This is a genomic window from Streptomyces sp. AC555_RSS877 (assembly GCF_019049245.1).
In the GTDB taxonomy this organism is placed as follows: domain Bacteria; phylum Actinomycetota; class Actinomycetes; order Streptomycetales; family Streptomycetaceae; genus Streptomyces.
Genome location: NZ_JAGMUK010000181.1, coordinates 112,808 through 132,490, shown reverse-complemented (window position 1 = coordinate 132,490; position 19,683 = coordinate 112,808). Strand labels below are relative to the sequence as shown.

15 protein-coding genes are annotated in these 19,683 nt (G+C 70.5%); 10 read left to right on the top strand and 5 right to left on the bottom strand.

From position 1 onward, the window contains the following. Positions 1 to 173: 173 nt before the first annotated feature. The gene (locus KUM49_RS39105; protein WP_308406954.1) at positions 174 to 599 is read left to right on the top strand and encodes a class F sortase; all 426 of its coding nucleotides are present in this window, start codon (positions 174 to 176) and stop codon (positions 597 to 599) included. 514 nt (positions 600 to 1,113) lie between these two features. On the opposite strand, the gene KUM49_RS49230 is transcribed toward KUM49_RS39105, so the two are convergent. Further along, positions 1,114 to 1,845 (bottom strand): DUF4232 domain-containing protein, encoded by a 732-nt coding sequence (locus KUM49_RS49230; RefSeq protein WP_254402475.1) that lies wholly within the window; start codon positions 1,843 to 1,845, stop codon positions 1,114 to 1,116. Positions 1,846 to 2,010: 165 nt separating this feature from the next. On the opposite strand from KUM49_RS49230, the gene KUM49_RS39095 reads away from it, so the two are divergent. From KUM49_RS39095 to KUM49_RS39080, 4 genes are all read left to right on the top strand, one after another. Next, positions 2,011 to 3,819 (top strand): alkaline phosphatase D family protein, encoded by a 1,809-nt coding sequence (locus tag KUM49_RS39095; protein WP_254402474.1) that lies wholly within the window; start codon positions 2,011 to 2,013, stop codon positions 3,817 to 3,819. A 16-nt stretch (positions 3,820 to 3,835) separates the two neighbouring features. Then, positions 3,836 to 5,491 carry a VCBS repeat-containing protein gene (locus KUM49_RS49225; protein WP_217241692.1) on the top strand — a complete coding sequence of 552 codons (1,656 nt, stop codon included), beginning with the start codon at positions 3,836 to 3,838 and terminating at the stop codon, positions 5,489 to 5,491. A 309-nt stretch (positions 5,492 to 5,800) separates the two neighbouring features. Next, positions 5,801 to 7,003 (top strand): sensor histidine kinase, encoded by a 1,203-nt coding sequence (locus KUM49_RS39085; protein ID WP_254402452.1) that lies wholly within the window; start codon positions 5,801 to 5,803, stop codon positions 7,001 to 7,003. Between the two features lie 140 nt (positions 7,004 to 7,143). Continuing rightward, on the top strand, positions 7,144 to 8,346 hold the full coding sequence (locus KUM49_RS39080) for a sensor histidine kinase (protein WP_254402451.1): 1,203 nt from the start codon (positions 7,144 to 7,146) through the stop codon (positions 8,344 to 8,346). Between the two features lie 65 nt (positions 8,347 to 8,411). On the opposite strand, the gene KUM49_RS39075 is transcribed toward KUM49_RS39080, so the two are convergent. Then, positions 8,412 to 8,696, bottom strand: a complete 285-nt coding sequence (locus tag KUM49_RS39075; protein ID WP_217241689.1) for a hypothetical protein — start codon at positions 8,694 to 8,696, stop codon at positions 8,412 to 8,414. A gap of 283 nt (positions 8,697 to 8,979) precedes the next feature. Here KUM49_RS39075 and KUM49_RS39070 point away from each other — a divergent pair, with 283 nt between their 5' ends. Continuing rightward, positions 8,980 to 10,524, top strand: coding sequence for a fused MFS/spermidine synthase (locus tag KUM49_RS39070; protein ID WP_217241688.1), 1,545 nt, complete (start codon positions 8,980 to 8,982; stop codon positions 10,522 to 10,524). A 69-nt stretch (positions 10,525 to 10,593) separates the two neighbouring features. Here the strand turns inward: KUM49_RS39070 and KUM49_RS39065 are convergent, their stop codons facing one another. Then, complete coding sequence (locus KUM49_RS39065) at positions 10,594 to 11,589, bottom strand: aldo/keto reductase (RefSeq protein ID WP_217241687.1); 996 nt, start codon at positions 11,587 to 11,589, stop codon at positions 10,594 to 10,596. 127 nt (positions 11,590 to 11,716) lie between these two features. On the opposite strand from KUM49_RS39065, the gene KUM49_RS39060 reads away from it, so the two are divergent. Continuing rightward, complete coding sequence (locus tag KUM49_RS39060; protein WP_217241686.1) at positions 11,717 to 12,577, top strand: helix-turn-helix domain-containing protein; 861 nt, start codon at positions 11,717 to 11,719, stop codon at positions 12,575 to 12,577. A gap of 171 nt (positions 12,578 to 12,748) precedes the next feature. On the opposite strand, the gene KUM49_RS39055 is transcribed toward KUM49_RS39060, so the two are convergent. Further along, positions 12,749 to 13,081 (bottom strand): antibiotic biosynthesis monooxygenase, encoded by a 333-nt coding sequence (locus tag KUM49_RS39055; protein WP_217241685.1) that lies wholly within the window; start codon positions 13,079 to 13,081, stop codon positions 12,749 to 12,751. 765 nt (positions 13,082 to 13,846) lie between these two features. Between KUM49_RS39055 and KUM49_RS39050 the strand changes: the two genes are divergently transcribed. From KUM49_RS39050 to KUM49_RS39040, 3 genes are all read left to right on the top strand, one after another. After that, on the top strand, positions 13,847 to 14,308 hold the full coding sequence (locus KUM49_RS39050; RefSeq protein ID WP_217241684.1) for a hypothetical protein: 462 nt from the start codon (positions 13,847 to 13,849) through the stop codon (positions 14,306 to 14,308). A gap of 268 nt (positions 14,309 to 14,576) precedes the next feature. Next, the gene (locus KUM49_RS39045; RefSeq protein WP_217241727.1) at positions 14,577 to 15,980 is read left to right on the top strand and encodes an SWIM zinc finger family protein; all 1,404 of its coding nucleotides are present in this window, start codon (positions 14,577 to 14,579) and stop codon (positions 15,978 to 15,980) included. Continuing rightward, positions 15,977 to 18,718: a DUF6493 family protein gene (locus KUM49_RS39040; protein ID WP_217241683.1), complete on the top strand. Its 2,742-nt coding sequence runs from the start codon at positions 15,977 to 15,979 to the stop codon at positions 18,716 to 18,718. The genes KUM49_RS39045 and KUM49_RS39040 overlap by 4 nt, the downstream gene beginning before the upstream one ends. Positions 18,719 to 19,025: 307 nt before the next feature. Here the strand turns inward: KUM49_RS39040 and KUM49_RS39035 are convergent, their stop codons facing one another. Further along, complete coding sequence (locus KUM49_RS39035) at positions 19,026 to 19,508, bottom strand: CPCC family cysteine-rich protein (protein ID WP_254402450.1); 483 nt, start codon at positions 19,506 to 19,508, stop codon at positions 19,026 to 19,028. Positions 19,509 to 19,683: the final 175 nt, after the last annotated feature.

The window sequence follows — 19,683 nt, the reverse complement described above, 5'->3', positions numbered from 1 at the left end:
TGGCGGCGGTCCTCACTCTGGGGGCCGCCCCGTCGGAACATGCGTCGGCCCCGGGCGACTTCGGCACGCCTACTCCGGCACGAGCCGCCGCACCCACGCTCTCCCCCGCCACCGGGGCACGGTCGAGTCCCCCACCGCAGGCTCAACCCCGGCATCCTCCCCAACGCATTCTGGTGCGCGACGTGGGCCTGGACGCCCGTGTCCAGCCAGTGGGCGTGACGGAAGCGGGCGCCATGGCCATCCCGGCCGATCCGGCCGTCGCGGGCTGGTATCGCTTCGGACCGGCTCCCGGAAGCGCGCACGGGTCGTCCGTGCTGGTCGGACACGTGGACAGCGACACAGGAGCCCTCGGCGAGTTCGCGGCGCTCTACGACGTGGAGCCCGGCGACAGGATCGAGGTGCTGCGCGCCGACGCCGAGCCGGCTCGCTACCGCGTCACCGCGCGTTCGACGGTACCGAAGGACGACCTCCCGTCCGCCACCTTCCGCCGGAGCGGCCCCGCGGTTCTCACCCTCGTCACCTGTGCGCCTCCGTTCCTCCACGAGAAGGGCGGTTACCAGGCCAACCTGGTCGTCACCGCCGAGCCGCTCGCGGCCTGAATCCGGGCGAGCGCATCCGTACACGGACATCGCCCGGGCCGGGGGCCGGGGCGGGAAAGTGGGGCGAGGCGAGGCGGGGCGGGGCGGAGCACAGGACAGGACAGGAGGGTGACGGTGCCACATGTCGAGCCCGCACACCTGTTGGAACTGGCACTGGGAAATGACATCTCGAGAAACGGCCCCGGCGCCCTGCAGCACATCGCCGCATGTAGCCGCTGCCAGGAGGAACTGCGCCTCATCACACGGGTCGTCGTCTCCGCCCGTGGCGTGGAGGAGTCAGACCTCCCGACCACCCCTCCGGAGCGGGTATGGCAGCACATCACAGCGGAGTTGTCCGCAACCGAGAAGACTCCCGCACCACCGTCCGTGAAGTCGACTCACGGCCTTTCCGTGGCATCGGCCCAGCCACATCGCACCCGGCGCCCCACGAACCTCGACGGTCGGACGATCGGATACGCACTCGGCCTTCTCACGGGCATCGCCGTCATCTGGTGGTGGAGCCGCCCGGGGAACCTCACCGCCCGGACGAGAACGCCTTCACTCGTACTCCGGTGTCGCAGATGCGTACCGCCCGCTTCTTCCCGCCGGTGTCAGTGAAAGCAGGTGTGAGGGGGCGGGACTCTCCGGGAGGGACGATGTCGAGTCCGGTGATCGGGTCGCACTCGTCGAGGCCGGTGAAGGTGAGCGTGGCGGAAGCGGAGTCCCCGGGAGCGAGCGTGAGTTTCGCGGCGTCGGCGGCTGATCCGTCCCAGTCCACGGGCAGCTCGGTCCGGCCGGCCTCGCTGACGAAGAGGAGGGAGGGGAAGCCGCTCACCGTGCAGGAGCCGGCCCCCTTGTTGGTGATCACGACCGAGGCCCGGCCCTGACCGGTGCTGCGAGCCACGGCCTTCAGGTTCTTCGTACGGCAGTGGTCCGCGGCGGGGCTGGGGAGGGAGTCGGCTCCGAAGAGCACCCCGGGTGAGGAGGACGCGCTGCCGTTGCCATTGCTGCCACCGCTGTCACTACCGCCCGGAGTTCCGCTTCCGTCGGCGCTCAGTGCCCCGCCGTTCTGCGAACCGTCGGCCTGCGGCCCGCCCTCGTCCGCCGCGCTCGACGAGCCCGAGCCCGAAGCAGAACCGGAACCGGAATCGGAATCGGAGGCAGTACGAGAATCTCTTCCCGAACCGTCCGCGGTACCGGACGACGACGAGCACCCCGCCGTGCCGACGGCAAGGACGACAAACAGGACCGTGCTGCCTGCGGACATCAGTGGTCGGCGCATGTCTCCTGCCGGTTGCTCGAACGAATTGACGGACCCGGTCCCACAAGTGTGAGGGTATTGCATAGAATCCACGACGATCACGTTCACCGGCGCTGCGCACGGCACCGCCTTTGGGGGGAAGGCACGGCAGTGCACCCGAGCGACAACAGCATGGACCCGGGAGCGATACACCGTAGGCGTTTCCTGGGCGCGGGAGCGGTCACGCTGGGAGCCGCGAGCGCGGTGGCCGCCGGCCAACTGCTGTCGGGCAGCGCCTCGGCCTCCGTGGGCGGGGCCACCGCCACGGCCGGTGCCGGTACGTCGGTCAGCGGCACGGTCTTCAAGCTGGGCGTCGCCTCCGGCGACCCGCTGCCCACCGCGATCGTGCTGTGGACCAGGGTGCTGCCCGCGAATCCGGGCAGCTCCGGCATCCTGCCGCCCACCGTGGCGGTGACCTGGGAGCTCGCCTCGGACAGCGGATTCACGAAGATCGTCAAGAGCGGTACGGCGACGGCGAGCAGCAGCCTCGGCTACAGCGTCCACGTGGACGTCACGGGCCTGACCCCGGCCACCGACTACTGGTACCGGTTCAAGGCGCTGAGCCGCACCTCCCGCACCGGCCGCACCCGCACCGCCCCCGCCGCCGGAAGCACCCCCGAGAAACTGCGGATCGCTCTCGCCTCCTGCCAGAACTGGGCGCACGGCTACTTCACCGCCTACCAGGACATGCGCGACCAGAATCCTGACCTCGTGCTGTTCGTCGGCGACTACATCTACGAGAGCCCCGCCTACTCCTACCGCGTACGCCGCCACGAAGGCACGGGCTCGCCCGTCACGCTCACCGAGTACCGCGCCCGGCACGAGCAGTACGGCACCGACCCGGACCTGCAGGCGATGCGCGCCGCCGCCCCCTTCGTCGTCGTCTTCGACGACCACGAGGTGGAGCAGGACTGGGCCGGTGACGTGGCGAACGACCCGGTGGCCTGGCCCACCGACAAGTTCCTGGCCCGCCGGAAGGCCGCCTTCCAGGCCTTCTACGAGCACATGCCGATCCGTGCCGCGCAGAAGCCCAGCGGCCCCGACGTCCTGATGTACCGCAAGCTCGACTTCGGCACCCTCGCCCGACTGCACGTCCTGGACACCCGGCAGTACCGCGACGACCAGGCGACCACCGCCGACGGGGCCACGGCGACCGGCCGCGTCATCATGGGCGACACCCAGCGGAACTGGCTGGTGAACAGCGCACGCAGCTCCGGCAGGCAGTGGAACCTGGTCGCCTCCCAGGTGATGATGGCCGAGACCGACTTCCTCGCCGGCGTCGGCAAGGAGTGGGCGTACGACGCCTGGGACGGCTACCAGAGGGAACGGGCCTCCCTGCTCGCGGAGTTCCAGGACGTCCGCAACCCTGTGGTGCTCTCCGGCGACCGGCACCGCACCATCGTCAGCGACCTCAAGCTGGACTTCGACGACGTGAACTCACCCGTGGTCGGCGCGGAGTTCGTCGGGACGTCCATCTCCAGTGCCGGAGACGAGGACCTGGCGGCCTTCGCCGCCGAGTGGGCGCCCAAGCTGGCGGACAACCCGCACTGGAAGATGATCGACGCCCGGCGCGGCTACCTCCTCTTCGACATCACCGCGGACCGCATCGAGGCACAACTGAGGACGGTCTCCACCGTGTCGACGAGGAACGGGAAGACCACCCAGGCCGCGACCTTCCGGGTGGAGGACGGTGTCCCGGGCGTGTATCAGGTCGGGGTCCAGACCCCGTCCTCGTCCTCGTCCTCGTCCTCGGCGAGCACGAGCGCGGAGGCGTCCGCGACGCCGACGGACACGGCCACCCAGGCCGAGACGACGGCCTCAGCGGATCCGACGGGTTCGGCCACGTCGGGAGAGCCGTCGGCCACAGCGACCGAGTCCGCGGGCAACATCTCCACCACCTCGTCGACGACCCCCTCCGCCACGCCCTCCACCACCCCCTGACCCTCCGGGAGAGAACGTGTTCACCACTCGACCCCGGCTGCGCGACGGGGGTCACAGACACCGGCGCCCCCTCGCCATGAAGGCATCCGTGCTGGCCGGCACGGCGGCGGTGCTGGCGGCAGGCGTCTTCGCGGTGCTGCCCGGCGACGCGGACGCGATCGCCCCGGCGCGCGGCGACTACGACGGCGACGGCACGTCCGACCTGGTCTACCGCAATGTCGCGGGCCAGCTGTACATCAACACCGGCCCGGCCGAGACCATGGTCTTGGACGCGGACGTCGCGAAGGTGAAGGACGTACTCACCCCCGGCGACCTCGACTCGGACGGCGTCCAGGACGTGCTGACCCTCAGCCCGAGCGGCGTGCTGTCCTTCCATCCCGGCATCTACGCACGCGTCACCGGCGGCCTGGGTTCACGCCGTACGGTCGCGACCGGGTGGCAGACGTACAACAAGATCGCCGCCCCGGGCGACATGAACGCCGACAGCAAGGCCGACCTGCTGGCCCGCACCCCCACCGGCACCCTCTACTACTACCCGGGCAAGGGCACCGGCGACTTCGGCAGCCCCGTGAAGATCGGCACCGGCTGGCAGCAGTACGACGAAATGATCGGCGCCGGCGACCTGAACGGCGACGGCGTCGGCGACCTGCTGGCCCGCACCCCGGCCGGTGCCCTCTACCGCTACCTGGGCAAGAAGGGCGGAACCTTCAGCGCCAAGGTCAAGGACGCGAAGACCGAGTGGGCGTCGTACAACCAGATCATCGGCGGCGGCGACTGGGACGGCAACGGCAAGACCGACCTGCTGGCCAGGGACTTCTCCGGCAACCTGTGGTTCTACGCGGGCAACGGCAACGGCACCTTCGGCACCCGTTCCGCCCGCAGCAAGGGCTGGGGCAAGGCCACACAGTTCGCGGGAGCCGGCAACAACCCGCACTTCGGCAAGTTCGGAACCATGGGCCGTACGTCGGCCGGAAACGTCTACAGCTACGAGGTCACCGGCACCGGCACGCTGACCGGCAAGCTCCTGGTCGGCGGGGCATGGCCGTCCGCCAGCACCCGCCTCGCGTACGCCTCCGCACTCCGCGAGAACGGCCTCGCCGACCTGGTCGTCCAGTCGGTCAGCAGCGGCAAGCTGACCAACCCGGCGTACTACGCCCTCGCGGACCCCCTGCTGGCCGCCGACTCCACCTCGTACCAGCGCATCGTCGGCCCCGGTGACCTGACCGGTGACGGCAAGGGCGACCTCCTCGCCGTGACCAGCACCGGCACGCTCTACCTCTACCAGGGCAACGCCTCCGGCATGTCCGTCGCCGGCCGCGTCAAGCTCGGCACCGGCTGGCAGCAGTACAACGCCCTTGTCGGCGCAGGCGACTTCACGGGCGACGGCCGCCCCGACCTCCTGGCCCGGGACACCTCCGGCACCCTGTGGCGCTACGCGGGCACCGGCTCGGCTTCCGCCCCCTTCTCGGCCCGGGTGAAGATCGGCACCGGCTGGCAGCAGTACAGCAAACTCTTCTCGCCCGGCGACGCCAACGGCGACGGCAAGGCCGATCTCATGGCCACGAACTCCTCCGGCGCCCTGTACTTCTACGCGGCCACCGGCACCGGCACCTTCAAACCCCGCGTCACGAAAGCCACCAGCGGCTGGACGGGCTGGGCAGACCTGCTGTGAGCACGACTGCCGGCCGACGCGAGGCCGTCCGGCGCCCTGCCTGGCGTCGCCGTCCACGGGGTCCGGCCGCCTGGCGGGGGCGCATGACATCTTTCATCCCCGCCTCCGCCTCTGCGTCGGCCACCCTCCGCGGGTCCACGTGCCGGCCTGCGCAGTTCCTGGTACCGGAGGCCCGCGACACGGCATCCACGCGACGGCGCGCATAGGTTGAACCACGCCTGCAACCAGAGTGGTCGTCGGTCTACCACCACGGGTGTAGCTGGGGAGGAAAGCCGGGTGGAGCGATCGCGTGCGGCCTACGCTCGGACGATGTTCGCGCAGCGCACGTGGAGCCCGGCGGTTCGCAGGGCCTTCCCACAGGTCGCAGACACCGTCTACGCGGTGGTGTCGGTCTGGATCTCGAGCACTGCGCTGCGCAACCTGCCCGACCCGCACGGCTATTGGCGGCAGACCGATGTATGGGCCTACGTGCTGATCGCAGCGGTCTATCTTCCGCTGGCCGTGCGCCGCCGGGCTCCCCTGACGGTGCTCGTCGGCACCGCGGCCTGCGTGCTGTGTTACTTCGCCCTGGCCTACTACCACGTGGTCGTCGTCAGCGGACTGGGCCTGGCCCTGTACACCGTCGCGGCGCAGTGCCCGCGCCGGGTCGCCGCGAAGTGCGCCGCCGCATCGCTGCTCGTGCTGCTGTGGGGCGCGCGCCTCGCCGAGCCCGGGAGCGGCCCGTTCAGTGTGGCCTTCGTGACCGTGATGGTCGCCGTCACCTGGGTGACCGGCGACCGGTCCCGCCGGCTCGCGGAGCGCGGCGAGCGGCTCGCGGTGCTCAGCGAGCAACTGCGCCTGGAACAGGAGGAGAAGGCGCAGCGGGCCGTCATGGCCGAGCGCATGAAGATTGCCCGTGAACTGCACGACGTGATCGCCCACCACGTGTCAGTGATCTCCGTCCAGACCGGCCTGGCCGGATACGTCTTCACCTCCGATCCAAGGACGGCCCGCAATGCGCTGGACACCATCGCTGCCAGCGCCCACGAGGCCATGGTCGAAATGCGCCGCATGCTGGTCGTGCTCCGGGAAGGGACCGAACGTGCCGAGGAGGGGGCAGGCGCCCCCACCGCCGCCCCCGGTCTCGGGCGGCTGGAGCAGTTGGCCCGACGCGTCGAAGCCGCGGGCGTCCCCGTCGACCTCCGGATCACAGGTGCCCCGTTCGCGCTGCCGCCCGGCGCCGACCTGTGTGTCTACCGAGTCATCCAGGAAGCTCTCACCAACGTCATGAAGCACGCGCCGACAGCGAACGCGAGCGTCACGGTGCACTACGACGAGGCCGCTGTTCATGTCCTCGTGTCCGACGACGGACAGGAGTCAATTCCCGCCGCCACCACCGCGGGGCACGCCGGCCATGGTCTCATCGGCATGCGTGAGCGGGCCGGTATCTACGGCGGGACAGTGACCGCCGGGCCCGGCCCGCAGGGCGGCTTCGAAGTCGCACTGACCGTCCCCGTGTCCCGCGACAAGTGACCAAGCGTCTCGGCCCCTGAACTCCCGCCAGATCCAGTGCATGCCGGGAGTCCGCCCGGACCGGTCGCCGGTGTACGACCTGGGGTGGAGCTGTCGTGGAAAGCCGGGTGGATCGATCGCTGGGGGCCTACGCTCGGACGATGTTCGCGCAGCTCACGTGGAGCGGGACGGTTCGCCAGGCCTTCTCGCAGGTGGCAGACATCGTCTACGCGGTGGTGTCACTCGGAATCATGGGCACCATGCTGCACAACTGGCCGAACTCGCATGGCTATTGGCGGCAAACCGACGTATGGGCCTACGTGCTGATCGCAGCGGTCTATCTTCCGCTGACCGTGCGCCGCAGGGCTCCCCTGACCGTGCTCGTCTCCACCGCGGCCTGCACGCTGTGCTATGTCACCCTGGGCTACTACCACGTGGTCGTCGTCTGCGGACTGGGCCTGGCGTTCTACACCGTCGCGGCGTTGCGCCCGCGCAGGGTCGTGGCGACGTGCGCCGCTGGGTCGCTGCTCGTACTGCTGTGGGGCACGCGGCTCGCCGAGCCCGGGATCGGCCCGCAGAGTGTGGTCTTCGTGACGGTGACGGTCGCCGTCCTGTGGGTGACCGGTGACCGCTCGCGCCGGCTCGCGGAGCGCGGCGAGCGGCTCGCGGTGCTCAGCGAGCAACTGCGCCTGGAACAGGAGGAGAAGGCGCAGCGGGCCGTCATGGCCGAGCGCATGCGCATAGCCCGTGAACTGCACGACGTGATCGCCCACCACGTGTCCGCGATTTCCGTCCAGACCGGCCTGGCCGGATACGTCTTCACCTCCGATCCAAGGACGGCCCGCGAGGCGTTGGGGACCATCTCGGGCAGCGCCCACGAGGCGATGGAGGAGATGCGCCGCATGCTGGTCGTGCTCCGGGAAGGAGCCGAGCGTGCCCAGGAGGGGGCGAGCGACCTCAACGCGGCCCCCGGTCTCGGGCGACTGGAGCAGTTGGCCCGACGCGTCCAAGCCGCGGGCGTCCCCGTCGACCTCCGGATCACAGGTGCCCCGTTCGCGCTGCCGCCCGGCGCCGACCTGTGTGTCTACCGAGTCATCCAGGAAGCTCTCACCAACGTCATGAAACACGCGCCGACAGCGAACGCGAGCGTCACGGTGCACTACGACGAGGCCGCGGTTCATGTCCTCGTGTCCGACGACGGACAGGAGTCAATTCCCGTCGCCACCACCGCGGAGCACGCCGGCCATGGTCTCATCGGCATGCGTGAGCGGGCCGGTATCTACGGCGGGACAGTGACCGCCGGGCCCGGCCCGCAGGGCGGCTTCGAAGTCGCACTGACCGTCCCCGTGTCCCGCGACAAGTGACCAAGCGTCTCGGCCCCTGACGCGCGGGCCGGCACGCGGTCGGCCGCCCTACGGTTGGCCCAGATCTACACCTCATATCCGCGGTAGGACCGAGGGCTGGCGAGTGAGGAGTTGTAGCTCGTGCAGTATGCGTACGACGTCGTCCCTGAAGCCGCGACGGCGCCTTGTGCGGTTTTCCCGTTCTTGCACTTCGCGGCCACGAAGAAGGGTGCGCCGGTGCACTTCAGCCCCAGTGTGTTGCCGTCGTCGAACACCCTCGTGCACGAGATCGCTGACGCGGCGGCGGAGGCGCTGTTCGCCGTGGCCACGAGGCCGGAGCCGGCCAAGGTCAGGATGGCGAACGTACTCATGAGCTGTCGCTTCATTTCCAGGTCCCTTCGGTTCCCGAATGCAGGGGAGCCCGTCCCCCAGCGGTGGTGCGGTCGCTCGCCCGAGGCGATGTTGGCCGGGTACAGGGAAAGCTAGTGGGAAGGACTGCTCCCTCTCGCCCACCCAGGGGTTGAACTGCGCCTGCAACCAGGGTGGTTGCCGGTGTACCACCAGGGGTGTAGCACCAGACACGCCGTCTCCGGATCAGATCCCGTGACCGGCGGCTTCTCTCAACTCCTGTCCGGAGACGGGTAGCGTGCAAGGATGTCGCCTGTGACCGGATCGTCTTCCTCGCTTGTCGCCGAGGGCATGCCTCGCGACGACGGCGTGGGCTCTCGTGCCGCTGCCGTGCTGGTGTTCGGGTCCTCGGCCGCAGTCCTGGTGGTCGAGATCGTCGCTCTGCGGCTGCTGGCTCCTTACCTCGGCCTCACTCTCGAGACCAGCACCATGGTGATCGGCATCGCCCTCACCGCCATCGCCCTCGGCTCCTGGCTGGGTGGGCGCATCGCCGACCAGGTCAATCCACGCCGGCTCATCGGCCCTTCGCTCGGGGTGTCGGGAGCGGTCGTGGCTCTCACCCCTGCCGTACTGCGCACCACCGCGGAGTGGGCGCCGGCGCTGCTCTTGCTGATCGCGTCGCTGACCATCCTCGTGCCGGGCGCGCTGCTCTCTGCGGTGACGCCGATCGTGACCAAGTTGCGTCTCACCAGCCTCGCCGAGACGGGAACGGTCGTCGGCCGACTGTCCGGCGTCGGCACCGTGGGCGCCATCGTCGGCACCGTCCTCACCGGCTTCGTCCTCGTGTCGCGGTTGCCGGTCAGCGGCATCCTGATCGGCCTCGGGACACTGCTGGTGGTCGGCTCGGCGCTGGTTGAGTGGCGAACGCGCGGGTGGAGAAGCGCCCCTGCCCTCACACTCGTCGTCGTTGCCGGCGGCCTCTCCACCCTGGTCGCCCCCGGTGGCTGCGACGCGGAGACCAGGTACCACTGCGCACGGGTCGTCGCAGACCCCGACCGGGCCAGCGGCCGCACACTCGTTCTGGACGGCGTGCGGCACTCCTACGTCGACCTCGACGACCCGACCTTCCTGGAGTTCACGTATGTGCGTGCCATCGCGTCGGTGGTCGATGCCGCCTTTCCCAAGGGTCAGCCACTTGCTTCCCACCACCTCGGCGGCGGCGGACTCACCTTTCCCCGATACCTCGCGGCCACGCGGCCCGGGACGCGGAGCCTCGTATCCGAGATCGACAGTGGCGTCGTGGGCATCGACCGCGACCAACTCGGCCTGAGATCAGCAGCCGGTATCGACGTACGCGTCGAGGACGGCAGGCTCGGCCTGCGGCGGCTGGATGCCGGCAGTCGTGACCTCGTCGTCGGCGACGCCTTCGGAGGCGTCAGCGTGCCGTGGCACCTCACCACGGTGGAAGCGATGACGGACGTACGGCGAGTGCTCAACGAGGACGGCCTGTACGTCGCCAATCTCATCGATCACGGTGGTCTGGCCTTCGCCCGTGCCGAAGTAGCCACCCTCAGCGAGACGTTCGAGCACGTCGCCCTCGCCGGCGAACCCGCCGATATCGGCCTCGACCCGACCGCCACCTCCAAGGGCGGCAATATGGTGGTGCTCGCCTCCAACCGACCAGTCGACCTCCGCGCGACCCAGGAAGCACTGGACGCCCGGCAAACCGGCTGGAAAATCGCCACCGGCAACGACCTCACCTCCTGGATCGGCGATGCCCGACTGCTCACCGACGACTACGCACCCGTCGACCAACTCCTCCAGCCCTACAGGGCACCCAGCGGCCAGTGACAGGACACGTCCAAGCCCCTGCCGACGTACCTGAGAGGTCGATTCCTTCCGCCGTGTCATCCCGCGGACTCAGTTGCCGGCGCCGAGACCGGACATGAACGCGGACGGGTATCGGTCGCCGCGCGCCGCGCCGGGCGGCACCGCCTTCTCGATATCCGCGAGGTCGTCCGCGGTGAGGATCAGGTCCATCGCGGGCAGCGCCTCGGCCAGCCGTTCGCGGGTGCGAGCGCCGACCAGCGGCACGATGTCGTCGCCCTGCGCGGCCACCCAGGCGATGGCCAGTTGAGCGACCGTGCACCCCTTCGCGTCGGCAACCTGGCGCAGTGCTTCCACGAGGGCGAGGTTGTGTTCCACGTTCCCGCTCGAGAACCGCGGGCTGAAGCCGCGGCTGTCGCCGGGGCCGGCGGTGTGGCCGACTGACCAGTGCCCGGAGATGAGGCCGCGGCTGAGAACTCCGTACGCGGTCAGGCCGATGCCGAGCTCCCTGAGTGTGGGCAGAATGTCCGCCTCCACGGCGCGGGAGATCAGCGAGTACTCGATCTGCAGGTCGGCGACCGGGTGCACGGCATGCGCCCGGCGGATCGTCGCCGCGTCGACCTCCGAGAGGCCGAGGTGACGGACGTAGCCGGCGTCGATCATCTCCTTGATCGCGCCCACCGTCTCCTCGATCGGTATCGCCGGGTCCAGCCGGGCGGGGCGGTAGATGTCGATGTGGTCGGTGCCCAGGCGGGTCAGCGAGTAGGCCAGGAAGTTCTTCACCGCCTCGGGACGCCCGTCCATCCCGCCGAACTCCGGGCCCGGGCCTCGCATCATGCCGAACTTGACGCTCAACTGGTAGCCGTCCCGGTCCCGGCCGCGCAGCGACTCGGCGATCAGCAGCTCGTTGTGGCCCATGGCGTAGAAGTCGCCGGTGTCGATCAGCGTGACGCCGGTTTCCAGCGCGGCGTGGACGGTGGCGATACTCTCCGCGCGGTCGGCCTCGCCGTAGGCGCCCGACATGCCCATCGCGCCCAGGCCCAGCGCGGAAACGGCCGGGCCGGTGGTGCCCAGGGTTCGTGTCTGCATCGCGTTCTCCTTCGTCGTCGATCCGCCACCCACCCTGCGCCCGCGCCGCGATGTACGGGAGCGGAGCGTTCATCCTGGGAGAGACGCTCCCTGGATCGGCCCGGCCGCTGCGAGGACCATGGGGAACATGCAACGTGACCAGCTCGCCGACTTCCTGCGCCGCCGCCGCCAGGCGATGCGTCCGGCCGATGTCGGCATCGCCGACGGCCCCCGCCGCCGCACCTCCGGCCTGCGCCGGGAAGAGGTGGCGACGCTCGCCGGCATGTCGGTGGACTACGTCGTACGCCTCGAGCAGGGCCGCAGCAGCCAGCCCTCGGTCCAGCTGCTCGGCGCGCTGGCCCGGGCGCTGCGCCTCTCCGACGACGAGCGCGTCCACCTGTTCCACCTGGCCGGCCACCAGCCCCCACCCGCCGACGGAGTGGCCCGCCTGGCCCGCGCCGGCCTGATCCGTATGCTCGACCTGCTCGGCGACACCCCGGCCCTGGTCCTGTCCGACCTGGGCGAAGTCCTCGCCCAGAACCGGGCCTCACTCCTGCTCACCGGCAACCACACGGGCTTCTCCGGCGACCGCCGCTACGTCGCGTACCGCTGGTTCACCGACCCCGCAGTACGCGCCGTCACCCCGCCCGAGGAACACGAACGCCACGCCCGCCGGCTCGTAGCCGACTTGCGTGCGGCCGCCGGACGCCGGACCGGCGACTCCACGGTCGCCGGACTCGTCGACCGGTTGCAGGCCGCGAGCGCCGACTTCCGCCGGCTCTGGGCCGAGCACGAGGTGGCGGTCCGGCGTGCCGACCGCAAGACCCTGCTGCATCCGCGGGTCGGCCGCCTGCTGATGGACTGCGAGACCCTGGTCACTCCCGACCAGGGTCAGCAACTCCTGGTGCTCACCCCGGCGGACGCCGAGACCCGCGAGCGGCTGGAGCTGCTGCGCGTCATCGGCGTCGAGGAATTCCCCACGGGCGCAACGGACCCGACGACCCGGTGAAGCGGCCGGCCATGAGGCACCGGCTCGGTCCGGCGGTCAGGTTATGCCGGTCTCTCTGGCCCCGCCCCTCCGCGGCACCGAAGGCACTCCTTGTGTGCGGCGTCAGCTTCCGCCCCCGGACCTTCGACCCACAGGCTCGGCGGGCGTCAACCGGCCGTCGGGATCACTGCCTCAGTCGCGGCTGTATGCGTAGGCGCGCTCCACTCGCGCGACTTCAACGCTGTACGAGGAGTACCAGCGTTCACGTCCGAGCCGCTGTGCTTGGAGATGCTCGGGGTGGGCCTTCCACGCCGCTATCGATGCCTCGTCTGCGTAGTAGATGACGACGAGGTCCCGGCCGTCCTCGTCCGTCAGCGACTCGCGGCCGAGATAGCCGGGTTGCACCTCGCCAAGTTCGGCCATGCGCTTGCTCATCGCCGCGTAGCCTTCGAGATCCGCGGTCGGCCGGGAGGTGATGATCACCGCGTAGTACGGCGGTTCAGGACGGACGAACGAGGTGGTCATGTGAAGGGCCCTCCATCGGTAAGGAGCGAATGACGCCAAGACTACTGACATGGTTCTTCGGTGGCCACCGCGTTACACGATGAGCAGTCAGGTCCGCCGACGGGTGAGGCCGCAGAACTTGCCCGGCTCCTGGTCTGTCAGCTCCCGCACATCGGGGCCGGAATTTCGCACAGCTGCGGCAACCCTTGTTCCGAACTGGGCAGGTCTCATCCTGCGGCCGCGTTCGACACACTCGATCAAGGGCTGGTTCATGAGGTCACGAGCAGGGTGATCTCCCTGGCAACGCCGAAGCCCCACCCCGCGCAACGCGGGATGGGGCTTTTGTTGGAGCGCTGGGCAGGCCTTGCACCTGCATCTCCCCGCAGGAAGCGGGACGTCTTTCCTTGGACCACCAACGCAGCGACGGCAACCAGGAGTTCGGCTGCCAGCTCGAGAACGATCATAGCGGATCCTGCTGCACGCCAAGGCCGTCGCTCGCTACGGAACTCAGCCGAGAAGCGGCCCTCCTGTGATGCCCCACCAGCCATGCCGCTCAGTGCTGAGGCTCGTCAAACTACTCCTGGCGCATCGTATGGCCACGCACGGGCGGTGCAGGGCGGGCCGGGAGCGCTCATGGCTGTACTCCTGTCCGCTTGCCACGGGCACCGGTCGAGACACGACGCCCCCCTCGCGGTCGCCTTCACGGAACGACCCCGGCCGTCTCGACGTCGCACACGAACCGGAGCACGCTATGACACTGAACAGCTCAGCTCACGGGGGACGCCAATGGAGTGGATCTCGCTGGCCAGCACCGTAGTGGGCGGTGCCATCGCCACAGCATCAGCCGGTCTCCTGGACCATCGCCGCTGGAGAAGGGAACGCGGCGACCAGCACAGGGACACCCGCCGCTCCCTCTACGTCTCCTACTTGGCCGCCCTGGCGACGGCCCGGCACACCTGCCGCGTCGCCGTGCGAGAGCCAGACCCGGATCCACACCAACGCACGCGTGCCGTATGGGAAGCCTTCGAAGCATGCACAGCCCTGCGCTACGAGGTCTCCATCTGTGCGCCTCGCTACATCGTCGGGCCGTCGGATGACTCATTCCGCCGGCTCCGCGACCTGCGCGACGTCGTCGCCGACGGATGCAGCCGGGACAGCAACGAGTACGTCACGGGCCGACTGCGGTACGACGAGGCGTACCAGTCCCTCCGCGACGCCATGCGGAAAGACCTTGGCGCGGACGCCTGAAACGTACGGCGCGAGGTCCCGGAGCAGGGGGAGTCCTCAGCCGGTGAGGCCCGGCAGCCGCCTGCCGTCACCGGCGTCGGTCAGGCAAGGAGCTCACCGAACCGCCAGCGACGCTGGATCGAGCAGACCGCCACCCTCTTCATCGCCAGCCGCGGCCCCGAGCACGGCGCCGACTCGTAACACGGCGGCGCATGTCTCCGGCGGTGTGCGGGTGCCCCTGCGGACCGGTGTCAGTCCTCGGCCGTAGCGTGTGCGCGTGACCCAACTCATGCAGTCCTACTCCTACTTACGTCCCTCGGCCGTGCACGAATCCACAGCCGGACGCACCCTCGCGCTGGAGACCTCCGGCGGTGCCACCCCGGCAGGAGAGGCGGCCAACCCCCGGTTCTTCAGCGGGTTCCTGACCGCGCCGGCCGCCGCGGCGACAGCGCTGCTCACGGTCGCCGACGTGGCCGCCGCCCGCTACTACCGGCCCAGCGTGACAAGCTCGCTCGACCCGGTGGTGACGGCCGACGGCGACCGGCTCCGGTTCGAGTCCTTCTCCGGCTGCTGCGGTGTCTACGCCCGGCTCGACGTCCTCGCACCCGGCCTCGACGGTGACGACGTCGGACACGGCACCACCAACGTGGACGTCAACCTGCCCCTGCGGCGGGCCCTGGCCGGGCTCGGCGGGCTCGACCCCCTCCATCTGGCCGTCGGGCCCGAGGAGTTGACGGTCAAGACCTTCGACGGCGAGTTCGTGGAGAAGAAGGTCCCGCTGCCGGAGCGCTGGCTGCGCGGCTTCGCCGAAGCCCAGGTGCTCGCGGCGGGCTTCGCCCTTCGGGCCGAGGTGCCCGCAGTCGAGGCGGCCGCCGTGCTGCGGGCGCTGCCCCGGCCCACCCAGCGGCCCGATGCCCGTACGAGCCGCTGGGTGGTGCCGGCGGGCCGCACACTGCGTCCCACGACCAGACCGGCGCCGGGTGCCGTGTGCCTGCCCGGGCCCGAGCGGCTTCTGACCCTCCAGACGGTCCTGCGGCACGCGACGACCGTACGGGTGTACGCGCCGGCCGCCGCGGACGCCGTGGACGGGGCGGCCCCCGTCGCCTGGGAGGCCGAACTTCCGGGCGCGCGGCTGACGTTGCTGCTCTCCCCGGGTGCCTCGCGCGGCTTCTCCGGCGAGGGCGGAGTGCTGCACGACCTCGCCACCGGGCCCGCGGCGGCGGACGCGGAGCGGGTCGCCGAGTTGCTGGCCTGGGAGCCGAGGATCGATGTCACCGATCTGTCGGCACAGGCCGGTCTGCCGGCCGCCCGGGTGCGCGCCGCGCTGACCATGCTGGGGACGTCCGGCCAGATCGGCTACGACCTCGCCGAGGAGGCGTACTTCCACCGCCATCTGCCCTACCGCGCGGGCGCCGCCGAGACGCGCAACCCCCGGCTGCGCGGGGCGCGGGCCCTCGTCGCGGACGGGGCGGTACGGCTCGACGGGCCGCTGGCCCGGGTCGGGAAGGGCGACGACGCCCATGTGGTCCGGGCCGATGACGCGTCGGGCCGGTTGAGCTGCACCTGTTTCTGGTGGGCGAAGTACCGGGGAGGGCGCGGCCCCTGCAAGCACGTGCTCGCGGTGGGCATGGTGCGCGGCACGGCGGCGGACGCGGAAGCGACTGCTGTTGAGGGATCGGAGACGGCACGATGAAACTGGTCCACCTCGCGGAAGCAGGGGACGTCGAGGGCGTCCTCCGGGAACTCGGCGCCCTGACGCCGGACGAGCGCGCGGCACAGGCCGAGGCCCTGGAGGCCCGGCGCGCGCCGCTGCGAGCCGGCTGGTACCACGTCCCGGAGGAGGAGAGGGCCGCCCAGCTCGCCGCCGAACTCGGCTGCCGGACCGATCCCATGGCCGCGGCCGACTGGATCCTGCGGCCCGAGAACGGCGCCGACTCGCTCTTTCTGCCCCTCGGCGGCGCCTGGATGCTCGACGTCGTGAACCTCCACCCCGTTGTCTGGCGGGCCGATTTGGTCGCACAACTCGCCGACCGGTCGACGCCCGGGAAGACCGTCAGGTCCGACCTCGTCGAACACCTCGTCCACGACACCGGCTGTCCCGTCCCGACCTCCGACGGGTTCATCGCGAGCTGGCTGCGCTGGCGCGACAACACCTGGGAGTATCCCGCGCACCTGCGCGGCGGTCCCCAGCCGGGTGCCACCTTCCTGGAGCGGCTGCGCGCGGACGACCTGTCGCCGATGCTCCTCCCGCTGGCGCTGGAGCGACCGGGTGTGTACCTCGGCGTGGAATCGTTACACCACTCGCTCACCACCAGAGGCCGGTCGTACATCAGGGAAGACGCCCGACTGGGCGTCTTCATCAGCCTCGCCGAGGAGGGTCTGGTCGACCGTGCCGCGCTGATCCGGCGCGTCTTCACGGACCTGGCCGGCTCCGAATCGTGGGGGTGGAACTGCGCGGTCGCGCTGACGGAACTCGCCCTCACACCGGTGGAACACGCCTCCGTGACCCGCGAACGTGTAGCGCTGGCCGAGCCGTTGCTCGCCCGGCTCCTGCAGGACGGCACACGCGCGGAGACCGCGCCGCCGCTCGCGTACCTGCGCGCCCTCGCCCTCACCCCGGCCGAGAACGCGCTCGCCCTCCGGGACCATGTGGCACTGCTCGACCTGTCGTCGCCGGTGGCCTCCTACGCCCAGGAGGTCCTGATCGGCCTGGACGAGGCCGGGCTGCTGGAGCCCGACGTGCTCACCGAGGTGTGCGGGCGGGTGCTGCTACGACCGGAGAAGAAGCTGGTCCGCGCCCAGCTCACCCGGCTCGCCCGCGCGGCCCGGAAGGACCCCGCGCGCGCCGCCCGGACCGTGCTCGACGCGGCGACGGCCCTCGACCACCGGGACGTCGACCTGCAGGAGCGCGCCCTCGACGTGATCGCCCGGCACCTCAAGGCCGCGGGCGGCTCCGTACTGCCCGAACTGCGCACGGCCGCCGCACGGATCAGCCCCGGTCTCATGGCCCGGGCCGCCGATCTGCTCGGCACCGAACAGGACCGACTCACGGACCGACTCGCCAGCCAACTCACCGACCAGCACGCCGACTTGCTGCTCGTCGTGCCGGAGCCGCGTACGGTGCCGGGGCCCATCGAGACGGCCGTAGAGGTCGCCGAGGAGCTCGCGGCGGTCGTCGCGAACGACAAGGAAGTGGTGACGTTCGAGCGTGTCCTGGACGGACTGGTCCGGCACGCGCACCTCGACCGGGCCGCGCTGGCCCAGGCGTTGAAGCCGGTCATGCGCAAGGAGCCTCGTGAGGTCGTCGACTTCACCCAGTCCGACGTGTACGACGTGGCCAGGGCGCTGCGGGGCGACGAGCCGAGGGAGTACGACTTCACCACCCGCCTCAAGCGCAACGCCGCCTCCCCGGCAGGGGAGCTGCTGCGGGCGCGCCTGGCCGAGGCGATCGACATCATCGAGGCCGGCGCGCAGCCGTTCCTGCTGGCCGTGCCGACCGATGCCACGGGTGCGCTGGACGCCGCCGTGCTCGTGCGGCGGATCTCGGTGCTCGACGGACTCGGCATCACGCCCGCGCCGGTCGACCTGGCCCAGGCACTGCTGCGCGTCACCCCGACCGCCGACGAGAAGGTGCTGGGCGCGGCCGGGGAACTCCAGTCCGACGCCGGGCAGCGGCTGGCTCAGTGGCTGCGCGAGGGCGGTCTGCCGCACTGGGACTCCGGGCCGGCAGACTGGCCCGCCGCCCACTCGGGCAGGCACCCGACGGAATGGCTGAGCCACCTGCCCCCCGAGCCGGCCCCCGGCCTTCCGCTGCTCCCGGCCGCCGCGACCCTGATCGGGCCGCACGACAGCGTCCTCCACAACCCGATGGTCCCTTTCTGGCTGGCCCAGTTGCCGCACCACCGCGAACTCGTGCTCGCCCGTGACTACTTCGGGTACCGCGTGTCGATGCGGGGCTGGGCCCACGCCCTGCCGTTCGCCGCGGAGTCGGGCGGCCCGGCGGGATTCGCGCTGCACCTGGCACTGGCGTACACCCTCACGTACGACCAGCAGGGCGAACGCGACGCGGCCGTGGACGCGCTGCTCGTGCTCGCCGCGCGGGAACAGCTGGACGCCCGCCTGCTCGGGCGGCAGTTGGCCGAGATGCTGCGCAGCAAATGGGTCGAGGCGAACCGGGTGACCGCCTCCCTGCGGACAGCGGCCGATACGGGCGCGTACGCCACCGTCTGGTCCGTGCTCGAGACCGTCCTGCCCCTCCTGCTGCGCGACCCCGTGGTCCGGGGCACCGGACCACTGCTCGCCCTCGGCGTCGACTGCGCCTCCCGCTGCGCGGCGAAGGGCGAGATATCCGAGGTCACGACGGCCGCGGGGCGCACCGGATCGAGCCAGGTGGTGAAGAACGCGCGGCTGCTGCGCGACGTACTGACCTGACCTGACCTGACCTGACCGGCCCTACCTCGCCCTCCCGCCCGGAGTGCCTCGCCCCGGCTCCGCGAAGGACTCGTGGAACCTGGGGAACGTCGTCCGAGCGCAAGAGGCCAGAGCAGGGCCCGACTCTTGGCCGGTTCTTGATTGCACCTCCTCCAGGCATACGCGCGGCACCGCGGCCACCTGTCGCACTTCGGCTCACGTTGATCACCAAGCTGAGTACCGGAGTGGCCAACTGGGATGCACTCCAGTTGGCCATTCCGCGTCTCCTCGTCAGCCAAGGAGGCCAACCGTGGTGAGCCTGGCCGGCTCAGCCCTCCGATGGGCGAGGATGCGGCGTTGCCGGGTGCGCGTTGCGTCGCCAGAAAGTGAGGCGCCACCAGTACAGGACTTTGGGGTCATCGGGCCACTTGCCACTACTGGCCGGCTCTTCGAAGGAGTCCCGAGACGGGTCGATCGGACGCCACCCTGGATCCAACGGCTCGTCGTGAGCGGGAGGCCGCACGTTCTTGAGGAATCGCTCCTCCATGGCGCCGAAGCGCTGATAGTTCCGTTGCCCGTCGACCAAGCACACCGCATTGGCTCCGAAACTCCACGGCCACCGCAGCTGCGCGAGGTCGTCCTCCCAGTAGCACACGGAGCAGATCTCGTAGCCTCCGTGCTCGCCGAACATCTGATGCCCGCAGCATGGGCACGGGAGCCAGCCCTCCGGCGGAGGCGCAATACCGCTGGCCGGGTCCATCAGGCGCTCGCCTTGGGCCCCGGCTGCTGTCTGCCTGTCTGCCTCTTTCATGCAAGTCAGCCTACGAGACGTCCCGATCATGCAGGTCGACACGATTGGCGTGGACGACCATCCAGCCGCGATGCGGTCCACAGGGTCACCGTGACGGCATGCCCGACGCAGGGCGAGCTGGGTGCGAGTGGACTCGGCGCGCAGGAGTTTGCACGGCCGCCCTGGTCGTACACGC

Excerpts from the sequence above, each read along its gene's own strand:
- KUM49_RS39070 (WP_217241688.1), top strand. The coding sequence starts at position 8,980 with ATGTCGCCTGTGACCGGATCGTCTTCCTCGCTTGTCGCCGAGGGCATG.
- KUM49_RS39050 (WP_217241684.1), top strand. The coding sequence starts at position 13,847 with ATGGAGTGGATCTCGCTGGCCAGCACCGTAGTGGGCGGTGCCATCGCC.
- KUM49_RS39085 (WP_254402452.1), top strand. The coding sequence starts at position 5,801 with ATGTTCGCGCAGCGCACGTGGAGCCCGGCGGTTCGCAGGGCCTTCCCA.
- KUM49_RS39055 (WP_217241685.1), bottom strand. The coding sequence starts at position 13,081 with ATGACCACCTCGTTCGTCCGTCCTGAACCGCCGTACTACGCGGTGATC.
- KUM49_RS49230 (WP_254402475.1), bottom strand. The coding sequence starts at position 1,845 with ATGTCCGCAGGCAGCACGGTCCTGTTTGTCGTCCTTGCCGTCGGCACG.
- KUM49_RS39060 (WP_217241686.1), top strand. The coding sequence starts at position 11,717 with ATGCAACGTGACCAGCTCGCCGACTTCCTGCGCCGCCGCCGCCAGGCG.
- KUM49_RS39095 (WP_254402474.1), top strand. The coding sequence starts at position 2,011 with ATGGACCCGGGAGCGATACACCGTAGGCGTTTCCTGGGCGCGGGAGCG.
- KUM49_RS39035 (WP_254402450.1), bottom strand. The coding sequence starts at position 19,508 with ATGAAAGAGGCAGACAGGCAGACAGCAGCCGGGGCCCAAGGCGAGCGC.
- KUM49_RS39080 (WP_254402451.1), top strand. The coding sequence starts at position 7,144 with ATGTTCGCGCAGCTCACGTGGAGCGGGACGGTTCGCCAGGCCTTCTCG.
- KUM49_RS39045 (WP_217241727.1), top strand. The coding sequence starts at position 14,577 with ATGCAGTCCTACTCCTACTTACGTCCCTCGGCCGTGCACGAATCCACA.
- KUM49_RS39040 (WP_217241683.1), top strand. The coding sequence starts at position 15,977 with ATGAAACTGGTCCACCTCGCGGAAGCAGGGGACGTCGAGGGCGTCCTC.
- KUM49_RS39065 (WP_217241687.1), bottom strand. The coding sequence starts at position 11,589 with ATGCAGACACGAACCCTGGGCACCACCGGCCCGGCCGTTTCCGCGCTG.
- KUM49_RS39075 (WP_217241689.1), bottom strand. The coding sequence starts at position 8,696 with ATGAGTACGTTCGCCATCCTGACCTTGGCCGGCTCCGGCCTCGTGGCC.